This window comes from Streptosporangium sp. NBC_01639 (assembly GCF_045209755.1).
Taxonomy (GTDB): Bacteria; Actinomycetota; Actinomycetes; order Streptosporangiales; family Streptosporangiaceae; genus Streptosporangium.
In genome coordinates this window covers 5,665,941-5,676,809 of the sequence record NZ_CP109272.1, presented here as the reverse complement: position 1 = coordinate 5,676,809, position 10,869 = coordinate 5,665,941, and the positions used below count along the sequence as shown (strand labels likewise).

The following is a 10,869-nucleotide window of genomic DNA, read 5'->3' as shown; positions in this document are numbered from 1 at the left end:
ACGGTCCCCCTTCGGTAATGATCCGCTCTTCCCCGAAGATCGCCTGTTAAGCGGATTCATCCCTGCGGTGTCACTCTGCAGAGCCTGTGCTGTCCTTCCGTCGCCACCAGGGCGATTTAAAGGGGTAATTCCCGTCTTCCAGGTCCGCCAGTCGTTCGAAGACGTTCCATGAGGCCTGATGACCGCAGATCAGCATGGAGACGACCACCGCGACGACGTACAGCGGGAGCATCGGCAGGCCGACACAGGCCATGTACTGGGAGGCGTGCCGGCCCTCGTGCCGGAGCAGGCCGCCGGTCAGATACCCCTCCGGGTGCCGGGTCAGCACCACGTTTCCGACGGTGAAGGCGCCCGCGACGGGAAAGGGGATGCGGTAGCCGTGGGCGAGGATCAGCCCGTCGGGGCCCGCCGTCACCCGGGCCCGGCCGAGGCGTGCCACCAGCAGCCCCAGCGGCGTCGACAGGTTCACGTAGTTGAGCGTCCGCCGTACTCGATGCAAGCGCCGCATACCCGGATTGTGCGCCACCGGACCGGTCCGGTGGTAGCCCTCATTACGAAACACGAGTTGCGTAAATCGACGGGCGCGGTGTAGCGTCATTTACGCTACTCAAGTAGCGAAAAAGGAGGCAGCATGAGCGAGTCCCGGCGTGGACGGCCGCGCGACGCCGACGTCGACGAGCGCGTCCTGCGTGCGACCACCGACCTGCTCCTGACCCGCGGCTATGCGGGGCTGTCCGTCGACGAGGTGGCCGAGCGGGCCCAGGTCGCCAAGACCACGCTCTACCGGCGCTGGCCCACCAAGGACCACCTGGCCCTCGCGGTGGTGACCCGTCTGCAGGACGACGACGAGATCACCGACACCGGCGACATCCGCCGGGACCTGGCCGACTACCTGGAGAAGATCGCCGCCGGACTCAACCGCATGCGCGCGGCGGGCCGGCCGGCCGGGCAGCAGGACGACCCGTCCGCCGGGACCGTGGCCGAACTGGTCGCCGCAGCCGCCCGTCACGACGACATCGGACGGCTGGAGCGCGCCATGTACGCCCGCCGCAACGCCCTGGCGCGCCGGCTGCTCGAACGGGCCCGCGACCGCGGCGAGCTCCGCCCCGACCTCGACCTCGAAGCGCTGTTCGACCAGCTCGCCGGCGCCCTCTACTACCGCGTCCTGATCACCGGTGATCCCGTCGGCCGCGCCTATGCCGAACGCCTGGTCGCCTCGGCGCTCGCCGGCGCCCTGAGCCGGGAGGGCCCCCCATGAGGATCACCACCGGCCACGGCGGACCGGAGACCGCGTACGGCGTGCGCCGCGGCACCGCCACCCGGCCCGAGCACCACCCGGAGACGGCCGGCCCGGCCGTCTGAACCACCCGCCCCCTTCACGACCCCGGAGAACCATCATGTCGATCATCGCCCCGCAGGCCGCCGTCATCCACTCGGCGGACGCCGAGATCCTCAGCGATCCGTCCGCCACCGGCCGTCTCCTCCTGGACTCCAGCGCCACCGGCGGCGCACTGAGCAGCCTCCGCATGACGCTCGGCAAGGGTGCCGACGGCGCCGTGCCGCACCTGCACACCGCCTCCAGCGAGCTCTTCTACGTCCTGGGGGGCAGGCTGCAGGTGCTCGCCGGGACGGAGGTCCTCACCCTGGAAGAGGGCGACATGGCCGTCGTGCCCCCGCACCTGCACCACGCCTTCGCCGCCGCCCCGGGCTCCGGGGCCGACCTGCTCATCGTCATCACACCCGGGGTCGAGCGTTTCGAATACTTCCGGCTCCTGGGCCGGCTGCGCGCCGGCCAGGCCACCATCGACGACCTTCTCAACGCCCAGGACCGCTACGACAACCACTTCGTCGACGACACGCTGTGGAAGCGGCGGAACGAGCACTGACCGGGGTGTCCGGTGCCCCCGGCCGGGGAGCGCGTCAAGCAGACGGATCCGGCCGGGCCGGGCGGGAGTCGTACGAGCGCTGGGCGAGCAGCCATGCCCCGCCGTTGGACGGGGAGAGCAGGACGCCCACCAGGATGGCGACCAGACCGCCGTAGAGGTAGACGTAGCCCGACAGGTCGTTGGCGACGACCACGTCACCCTCCGCGCGGCCGCCCAGCCAGATCATCGTGATCGCCAGCCAGCCCAGTCCGGGGACCAGGGCGGGCAGTCTGCTCCCCATCGCCCGCCCGGCGCCGTAGTAGGCCGCGGCCAGCAGGACCACCCAGCCGATGGCCGAGATCGGGACGGACCCGAGATACCACGCGTGCTGGAAACCGCCGAGCACCCCTGCCAAGAGGCCGAACAGGAGAAGCACGGCGTACGCCGCAGCGGTGACCGCCGCCGGCGAGGGCCTCTCCACCACTGGGACCTGCTCTGTCACAACCATCGAGGTTAGTGGATGCCGGCGAAGAGGTCGGCTTCGCGCTTGTACGGCTCGCCGAGCCCCCCGGCCTCGGCCGGCGCCCCGGGCTCGGCGGGTCCGGGCACGCCGGAGTCAAGGATGAAGTGCTCCACGGCGAGCGCCTCCTGGCCGACGTTGTTGGACAGGGCGAACCAGGGCGGGTCCACGCTGATCTGGGTGGCGTGCGCCCGCATCGCGTCGAGTTTCCGGCCGACGTGGGCGCGGCCGTCTATTTCGGTGGTGATGTCCTCGTCGGCGCAGCCGAACGGCACGTCCTCGACGTCCTCGGTGAGGAACCGCACGCCGGCCTCGCGGATCGCCTCGGCCGTCCGGCGCATCGTGGACCTGGCCGTCGCGGTGAGGTAGAACTTGGCGATCCGCCACGGCTCCCCCGCACCGAACGCCGGGTCGGCGGCCAGTTCGAAGGCCCGCCGGGCGACGCGGTGTGCCTGGATGTGGTCGGGGTGGCCGTAGAAACCGTTCTCGTCGTAGGTGACGAGGACCTGGGGCCGCACCTCGCGGATCACCTTGACCAGCTCTCCGGCGGCCTCGTCCAGGTCGGCCTGCCAGAAGGCGTTGTCCCGGTGGTTGGAGGCGACGCCCATCATGCCGGAGTCGCGCCAGCGGCCCGGACCGCCGAGGAAGCGGTGGTCGGTGACGCCGAGAGCCGCGCAGGCCGCGGCGAGCTCGCCGATGCGGTGGCCGCCCAGCGCGTCGTCGCGGTCGGCGGCCAGATGGGCCAGCTCGGGCGGGATGACCTCGCCCTCCTCGCCGAGTGTGCAGGTCACCAGCGTGACGTGGGCGCCCTCCGCGGCGTATTTCGCCATGGTCGCCCCGCTGCCGATCGTCTCGTCGTCGGGGTGGGCGTGCACGAGCAGGAGGCGCCGGTCAGTCATGCTCCGAGGGTATCCGGGACTCCGAGCCGGCGGTGATGGGGAAGGCGCCCGCTTCCCTGAGCCCGGGGAGGTGCCGGGTGCCCGCGTCTCCCTGTTCCGTATCCCGGCCGAGCCGCCGTCCGGAACCGCGGGGTGAGGTGGGGAACTGGCAAGATGGCTGACATGAGTGAGAGTTTCCCTCGCCTGCATGCCAGGACCCGCCGCTTCACCCTCGGGGCGCCGCGCGGCTTCACCATCTCCCCGGACGGGGGGCGTGTCGTCTTCCTGCGGACGAAGGGCGGTTCCGACCCCGTCACCTGCCTGTGGGAGTACGACGTCGCCGGCGGCCGGGAGCGGCTGATCGCCGACCCGCGCGCCCTGGCCGTGGACGAGGACGACCTGCCACCCGAGGAGCGGGCGCGCCGCGAGCGCAGCCGGGAGCAGGCGGGCGGCATCGTCGGCTACAGCACCGACGCGGCGGTGACCACGGCGGCCTTCGCGCTCTCCGGTGGCCTCTACGTCGCCGACCTGAAGACCAGGAGCGTGCGAAAGCTCAAGACGGCCGGTCCGGTGATCGACCCGAGGGTCTCCCCGACCGGTGAGCACGTCGGCTACGTGACCGGCGGCGCCCTCCACGTCCAGGACCTTGAGGACGAGGTCGACCACGTGCTGGCCCGCCCCGAGTCGCCCGAGGTCACCTACGGCCTGGCCGAGTTCATCGCCGCCGAGGAGATGGACCGCATGCGGGGCTACTGGTGGTCCCCGTCCGGAGACGCGGTGCTGGCCGAGCGGGCCGACGTGTCGCCGGTCGGCAGATGGCACATCGCCGACCCGGCCAACCCCTCCCGACCCGCCGTCGAGCAGCGCTACCCCGCCGCGGGTACGGCGAACGCCGGGGTCGAGCTCTTCGTCCTGACCCTGGACGGCTCCCGCGTCCCGGTCCCCTTCGAGGACGAATACCTGGTCACCGCGGCCTGGAACGCCCATGCCCTGACGATCGTCACCATGGCGCGCGACCAGCGGACCATGCGCCTGCTGCGGATCGACCCCGCCACGGGCGAGTCCACGCTCGTCCGCGAGGACACCGACCCCGCCTGGGTGGACATCGTCACCGGAGTGCCCGGTCACCTGTCCGACGGCACCCTGGTCTGGGCCGCGAGCGCCGACGGAGGGCACCGCCTGATCATCGGCGACGAGCCCGTCACGCCGGCCACGCTCCAGGTCCGCGAGATCCTCGACATCGACGGCGATGCGGTGCTCTTCCGGGCCAGCGGCGAGCCCACCGAGATCGCCCTGTGGGCCTACAAGGACGGCCGGATCACCTTGGTCAGCCCAGCCGAGAGCGGCGTCTACAGCGGCCACACGGCCGGCGGCACGCTGGTGCTCACCGGCCAGACCCTCGGTCACGAGGGATCGGTGACCCGCGTGATCCACCACGGCAAGGCGCGCGGCCACATCGCCTCCCACGCCGAGCGGCACGGCCTGGACCTGCGGGTCTCACTGATCCGCGCGGGCGAGCGCGGCCTGTCCACCGCCGTGCTGTTCCCGTCGGGCCACGTGCCCGGCTCGGCCAGGCTGCCGGTCCTCATGGACCCCTACGGCGGGCCGCACGCCCAGCGCGTGCTGGCCGCCTCCGGCGCGTACCTGACCAGCCAGTGGTTCGCCGACCAGGGTTTCGCGGTGATCGTGGCCGACGGCCGCGGCACTCCGGGCCGCGGGCCGGAGTTCGAGCGGGCCGTCCTGCACGACCTGGCCACCCCGCCCCTGGAGGACCAGGTGGACGCCCTGCAGGGTGCCGCCGCGCAGTACCCCGACGACCTCGACCTCTCGCGGGTCGGCATCCGCGGCTGGTCCTTCGGTGGTTTCCTGGCCGCCCTGGCGGTGCTCCGCCGCCCGGACGTCTTCCACGCGGCCATCGCCGGGGCCCCGGTGACCGACTGGCGTCTCTACGACACCTGCTACACCGAGCGCTATCTCGGCCATCCCGACGAGGGCCACTACGAGTCGTCGTCCCTGTTCGCCGACGCCGAGAAGCTGGACCGCCCCCTGCTGCTGATCCACGGCCTGGCCGACGACAACGTGGTGGCCGCTCACACCCTCCGGCTGTCCTCGGCCCTGCTGGCCGCGGGCCGACCGCACAACGTCCTGCCGCTGTCCGGCGTCACCCACATGACCCCTCAGGAGGTCGTGGCCGAGAACCTGCTCCTGCTCCAGGTCGACTTCCTGCGGAAGTCCCTCGCCTGAGCCGCCCGGGGAGGAGGCGGGAGCCCCACCGGGGGGCTCCCGCCCTCAGTTCGCGGTGCCGTGCCAGCTGCTCCACAGTGCCGCGTAGGAGCCCTCGGCGGCGACGAGGTCGTCGTGCGAGCCGAGCTCGCTGATCCGGCCGTCCTCGACCACCGCGACCCGGTCGGCGTCGTGCGCCGTGTAGAGGCGGTGGGCGATGGCGATCACGGTGCGGCCGTCGAGCACGGCGGCCAGCGACCGCTCCAGGTTGCGCGCGGCCCGGGGGTCGATGAGCGAGGTGGCCTCGTCCAGGACCAGGGTGTGCGGATCGGCCAGGACCAGCCGGGCGAGGGCGAGCTGCTGCGCCTGAGCCGGCGAGACCGGCTCGCCGCCGGACCCGACCTGCGTGTCCAGGCCGGCGGGCAGGGCCTCCACCCACCCCCCGGCGTCCACGGCCGAGAGCGCCGCACGGACCTGGGCGTCGTCGGCCTCCGGACGGGCGATCAGCACGTTGTCGCGCAGGGTGCCCCGGAACACGTGGTGTTCCTGGGTCACCAGGGCGACGTGGCCGCGCAGGTCGTCCAGCGGGAGCTCGACGAGCGGGGTGCCGCCGACCGTGACCGCGCCGGTGCGCGGGCCGTGGATACCCGCGAGCAGGCGGCCCAGCGTGGACTTGCCCGCGCCGGACGGGCCGACCATGGCCAGCCGTTCCCCCGGCTTGACCACCAGGTCGATGCCGTGCAGCACGTCGTGGCCCTCGCGGTAGGCGTAGCGGACGTCGGCGGCCCGCAGCTCGTCCCCCTCGGGGAGCCCCGAACCGGCCTCGCGGTCGTCGGGCACCGCGGCGACGCCGAGCAGCCGGGCCATGGAGGCCCCGCCGACCTGGAGCTCGTCGACCCACATGAGCAGCCGGTCGAGCGGGTCGATGAGCTGCTGGACGTACAGCGTGGCCGCGGTCACCTGGGCCAGCGTGACCCAGTCCTCGATGTAGAAGGCGCCGCCGATGACCAGCGTGGCCACGATCGGGATCACGTAGCCGAGCTCGACCGCCGGGAACCAGACCGTGCGCAGCCCGAGGGTGTAGCGCTCGGCCGCCCACGACCGGGCGATGTCGGTGTCGGTACGGCGGTGCCGCCGGTCCTGCAGGCCCAGCGCCTCCACGGCGCGGGCGCCGGAGACCGTCTCGGCCAGGCCGTCGGTCATGTCCGCGTAGGCGGCGCTCTCGCGCAGGTAGCCGTCACGGGCCCGGTTGAGATACCACCGGGTGGATATCCACAGAATCGGTACGGCCAGCAGCGACGGCAGCACGAGCAGCGGCCCCACGAGCAGCAGCGCGCCGACGGTGATCACGCAGGTGACCAGCGCGATCATCGTCTCGGGCACGGCCCGCCGTACGGTGCGTGACAGCGAGTCCACGTCACGCGAGGTCCTGGTGATCAGGTCTCCCGAACCGGCGCGCTCCACCGTGGACAGCGGCAGGTCGAGCACCCGGGTGACGAACTCCTCCCGCAACTCGGCGAGGACCTTCTCACCGAGCGTGGAGGAGGCGTAGACGGCGAACCTGATCAGCACCGCCTGCGCGGCCAGGAAGCCGCCGATGCCCAGCGCCACCGCCGTGACGGCGACCCCGGTGCCGTCCTGGACCCCCTGGACCAGCCGGCCCAGCAGCCAGGGCACCGCCAGGCCCGCCACGGCGGCGAGGCCGTGCAGGCCGAGCGCGACGGTCAGGTCCCGGGGGTACTTCAGCGTGAGTCTGCGGGCGTACGCCCGGACCTGCGCCTCGTTGGCGACAGGAAGGATCTGCCTGCTCACGTGTCCGCCTCCTCCCGGCGCTCCGCGCCGGCCCTCACCTGCTCGCGACTTCCTGCCGTCCGCCCGTTCACCGGTCTTCCCCCCTGGTGACCACGGCGGTGTAGGCCGGCGCGGTGGCCAGTAGCTCCCGGTGTGTTCCCTGGGCGCGGACGACGCCGTCCTCGACGTAGACCACCCGGTCGGCGCGGTCGAGCACCAGCGGGCTGGTCGTGCAGACCAGCGTGGTCTTCCCCGCGCGGGCCTTGGCCAGCCGGTCGGCGATGCGCGCCTCGCTGTGGGCGTCCACCGCGCTGGTGGGCTCGATGAGGATGAGCACCTCGGGATCGGAGAGCAACGCCCTGACGAGCCGGAGCCGCTGCTGCTGGCCGCCGGAGAACTCCCGGCCCGACTCGGCGACACGCCCGTCGAGACCGTCGGGCAGCGCCTCGACGATGTCCTGCGCGCACGCGACGTACAGGGCGGCGGCGATGTCCTCGGCGGAGGCCGCTCCGGAGATGTCCAGCTCGTCCCTGAGCACGCCGGCGAACAGCTGCGCGGCGTTGTCGGCCACCAGGATCCGGCGGCGGACCTCGGCGATCGGCAGGGTGCCCAGCGGCACGTCGCCGAAGTCCACGTCGCCGTCGTGGTAACGGCCGAGCCGGTCGGCGATCGTGATGGCCTCCTCGGGGGCGGCCGCCGCGATGGCGGTGAACACGCCGGGGCGGATCGCGACCCCGGAGGCCACGTCGCGCAGCAGCCCGCCGCCGGAGTGGGCGGCGCCGCCGCGGACCTCCGGTTCGAGGGCGAGGATCCGCACCACCCGGCGGGCGGCGACGTGTCCCTTGGTCAGCTTGTCGGCCGCCTCGGTGAGCGTCCGCATGGGGGCGACCAGGAAGACCGCGTAGCCGTAGAAGGCGACGAGCTGACCGGCGGTGATCTCACCCTGGGTCGCGAAGGTCGCGCCCAGCCAGGTCACCCCGGCGATCAGCAGGCCGGGCAGCAGGATCTGCGCGCCCTCCAGCATCGACTCGACCGAGGCGACGCGCACGCCCGCGTGCCGTACCCGCTGGGACTCCTCGGCGTAGCGGTCGGCGAAGACCTGCTCGCCGCCGATGCCGCGCAGCACGCGCAGGCCGGCGACGATGTCGGCGCCGCGGGTGGACAGGTCGCCCTGGAGGTCGCGGTGGGCGTGCTGGCGCCGGTGCAGCGGCCGGAGCAGGGGGATGACGGCGAGGGCCATGACCGGCACGCCGATGAGCACCGTCAGGCCGAGCGGCAGTGAGGTCCTGATCAGGATGACGGTCACCGCGGCGATGGCGACGATCGCGCCGCTGCCGCGGAGCAGGATGTCCATCGCGTTGCCGATGTGGGCGATGTCGGAGTTGCCGACGCTGACCACCTCGCCGGTGGACATGCGCTTGGGCAGGGTCGCGCCCAGCCGGGTGGCGTGCCTGACGGTGACCTGGACGGTCCGGTAGGCGCCGCTCAGCCAGTTGTAGACGGCCATCCGGTGCCGGAGGATGCCAGCGGCCGCCTGCACGATCCCCAGGCCGAACAGCACCGTGCCCCAGGTGGCCAGGGCGGACATGTCCTTGGCCGTGATGGCGTCGATGCCCTGGCCCATCGCCGCGGGCACGAGCGCCATCGCGAGCCACCAGAGGGTGGCGTAGGTGATGCCGAGGAGCAGGGCACCCGCCTGCATGCGGGCGACCCAGCACAGGTAGCGGACCGGGCTGCGGGCATCGGGAACGCCGGGATCGGCGACAGGTAGGGAGCGCATGGCCTCTACAGGCTGGCAAACTCCGCCCTCACCAGGCAAATCATTTTCCGACCGGCGAGAGCGTCAATTTAGGTTGACACGAGCATGGTGTCAACCTAAATTGACATGCATGAGCGATACGGCACAGCTGGCCTCCGACGCCGGCAGCCGCGATCCCGCCGTGGGCCTGCGGGCCGTGCGGGCGCTGCGGATGCTGGTGGATCGGCTGGAGGCCCTTCAGGTGGAGAACGCCAGGGACCAGGGCTGGTCCTGGCAGGAGATCGCGCACTGCCTGGAAGTCACCCGGCAGGCGGTGCACAAGAAGTACGCGGGCGGCCGAGGTTTGCTGAGACGGGAGAAGTGATCATGTTCGAACGGTTCACGGACGAAGCCCGGCAGGCGGTGCAGCAGGCCCAGCAGAACGCCCGCCGGCTGAACCATCACTTCATCGGCACCGAGCACCTCCTGCTGGGCCTGCTCGACCAGCCGCAGACCATCGCGGCCGACGTCCTCGGAGGCTACGGCCTGAACCATGAGCGGGCCTACCAGGCCGTGGCGAGCCTCGTCCCGCGCTCACCGAAGGACGCGCTCGACGCGGACGCGCTGGAGACGATCGGCATCGACCTCTCCGCCATCAGGGAGAAGGTCGAGGCCGCCTTCGGCCCCGGCTCCCTGGACCGGCCCCCGCGGCGGGACCGCCGGGGCCGTTGGGCCAGCGGACGGCACATCCCCTTCTCCGCCCACGCGAAGAAGACCCTGGAGCTCTCCCTGCGGGAGGCCCTCGCCCTCAAGCACGGCTACATCGGCGACGGCCACATCCTGCTGGGAGTGCTCCGCGAGGGGCAGGGGCTTGGCTCACGCGTCATCGCCGACGCGGGCGTGGACGCAGCGGCCCTCCGCCAGGAGGTCGTCCGGCGGCTCGGCACCCGGCGGACGCCCGGATAGGCGCGTCGCCGGGCCCGGAAAACCGTCCGCCCCGGTGCCGGAGCACCGGGGCGACGCCGCGGGTGTGGACCGCAGGAACCACCGATGACCTACTTGGAGGCCTTGAGGTAGTCGCGGTTCATCTGGGCGATGGTGTCCAGCGGGATGCCCTTGGGGCAGACCGCGGTGCACTCGCCGGTGTTGGTGCAGCCGCCGAAGCCCTCGGCGTCCATCTGCTCGACCATGGCCTTGGCGCGGGAGTCACGCTCGGGCTGGCCCTGCGGGAGGAGGCTGAGGTGAGTGATCTTGGCGGCGGTGAAGAGAGAGGCCGAGCCGTTCGGGCAGGCCGCGACACACGCGCCGCAGCCGATGCAGGTGGCCGCGTCGAACGCCGCGTCGGCGTCGACCTTCTTGACCGGGAGACTGTGCGCGTCGGGGGCCGATCCGGCCGGAACGGAGACGAACCCGCCCGCCTGGATGATCCGGTCGAACGCCGAGCGGTCCACGACCAGGTCCTTCACCACCGGGAAGGGCGCGGCGCGCCACGGCTCGATGGTGATGACCGCGTTGTCCTCGAAGTGCCGCATGTGGAGCTGGCAGGTGGTGGTGGCCACCTGCTCGCCGTGCGCGACGCCGTTGATGACCATGCCGCACATGCCGCAGATGCCCTCGCGGCAGTCGTGGTCGAAGGCGACCGGGTCGTCGCCCTCCAGGATGAGACGCTCGTTGAGCACGTCGAGCATCTCCAGGAAGGACATGTCAGGGGACACGTCCTCGACGCGGTAGGTGACCATCCGCCCCTTGTCCTCGGGGCTCTTCTGGCGCCAGACCTTGAGAGTGAGGTTCATACCCATGGTTCGCTTACCGCTCCTCATTCGCTGCGCGGAAAACGTGCTTCGCGGCGCTTCC

General features: G+C 72.1%; 11 protein-coding genes. 5 read left to right on the top strand and 6 right to left on the bottom strand.

The features are described from left to right. Window positions 1-70 precede the first annotated feature (70 nt). Complete coding sequence (locus OHA77_RS26000; RefSeq protein ID WP_406312080.1) at window positions 71-508, bottom strand: hypothetical protein; 438 nt, start codon at window positions 506-508, stop codon at window positions 71-73. 123 nt (window positions 509-631) lie between these two features. On the opposite strand from OHA77_RS26000, the gene OHA77_RS25995 reads away from it, so the two are divergent. Together OHA77_RS25995 and OHA77_RS25990 are read left to right on the top strand one after the other, a co-directional pair. Next, window positions 632-1,258 carry a TetR/AcrR family transcriptional regulator gene (locus OHA77_RS25995; protein WP_406312079.1) on the top strand — a complete coding sequence of 209 codons (627 nt, stop codon included), beginning with the start codon at window positions 632-634 and terminating at the stop codon, window positions 1,256-1,258. Window positions 1,259-1,397: 139 nt separating this feature from the next. Next, complete coding sequence (locus OHA77_RS25990; RefSeq protein ID WP_326825609.1) at window positions 1,398-1,886, top strand: cupin domain-containing protein; 489 nt, start codon at window positions 1,398-1,400, stop codon at window positions 1,884-1,886. A 34-nt stretch (window positions 1,887-1,920) separates the two neighbouring features. Here the strand turns inward: OHA77_RS25990 and OHA77_RS25985 are convergent, their stop codons facing one another. Further along, window positions 1,921-2,373 carry a DUF6113 family protein gene (locus tag OHA77_RS25985; RefSeq protein WP_326825610.1) on the bottom strand — a complete coding sequence of 151 codons (453 nt, stop codon included), beginning with the start codon at window positions 2,371-2,373 and terminating at the stop codon, window positions 1,921-1,923. 5 nt (window positions 2,374-2,378) lie between these two features. Continuing rightward, window positions 2,379-3,284, bottom strand: a complete 906-nt coding sequence (gene mshB / locus OHA77_RS25980; RefSeq protein ID WP_326825611.1) for an N-acetyl-1-D-myo-inositol-2-amino-2-deoxy-alpha-D-glucopyranoside deacetylase — start codon at window positions 3,282-3,284, stop codon at window positions 2,379-2,381. A 162-nt stretch (window positions 3,285-3,446) separates the two neighbouring features. On the opposite strand from mshB, the gene OHA77_RS25975 reads away from it, so the two are divergent. Further along, window positions 3,447-5,507, top strand: a complete 2,061-nt coding sequence (locus OHA77_RS25975; RefSeq protein ID WP_406312078.1) for a prolyl oligopeptidase family serine peptidase — start codon at window positions 3,447-3,449, stop codon at window positions 5,505-5,507. Between the two features lie 45 nt (window positions 5,508-5,552). Here the strand turns inward: OHA77_RS25975 and OHA77_RS25970 are convergent, their stop codons facing one another. After that, a complete protein-coding gene (locus OHA77_RS25970) occupies window positions 5,553-7,298 on the bottom strand; it encodes an ABC transporter ATP-binding protein (protein ID WP_406312077.1) in 1,746 nt (581 codons plus the stop codon). Between the two features lie 67 nt (window positions 7,299-7,365). Next, entirely contained in the window at window positions 7,366-9,057 is a 1,692-nt protein-coding gene (locus tag OHA77_RS25965) for an ABC transporter transmembrane domain-containing protein (protein ID WP_406312076.1), read from the bottom strand. A gap of 109 nt (window positions 9,058-9,166) precedes the next feature. Between OHA77_RS25965 and OHA77_RS25960 the strand changes: the two genes are divergently transcribed. Further along, window positions 9,167-9,400 carry an RNA polymerase subunit sigma-70 gene (locus OHA77_RS25960; RefSeq protein WP_184753850.1) on the top strand — a complete coding sequence of 78 codons (234 nt, stop codon included), beginning with the start codon at window positions 9,167-9,169 and terminating at the stop codon, window positions 9,398-9,400. Between the two features lie 2 nt (window positions 9,401-9,402). Then, window positions 9,403-9,981: a Clp protease N-terminal domain-containing protein gene (locus OHA77_RS25955; RefSeq protein WP_406312075.1), complete on the top strand. Its 579-nt coding sequence runs from the start codon at window positions 9,403-9,405 to the stop codon at window positions 9,979-9,981. 89 nt (window positions 9,982-10,070) lie between these two features. Here OHA77_RS25955 and OHA77_RS25950 read toward each other — a convergent pair whose 3' ends face one another. Continuing rightward, complete coding sequence (locus OHA77_RS25950; RefSeq protein ID WP_326826922.1) at window positions 10,071-10,808, bottom strand: succinate dehydrogenase/fumarate reductase iron-sulfur subunit; 738 nt, start codon at window positions 10,806-10,808, stop codon at window positions 10,071-10,073. Window positions 10,809-10,869: the final 61 nt, after the last annotated feature.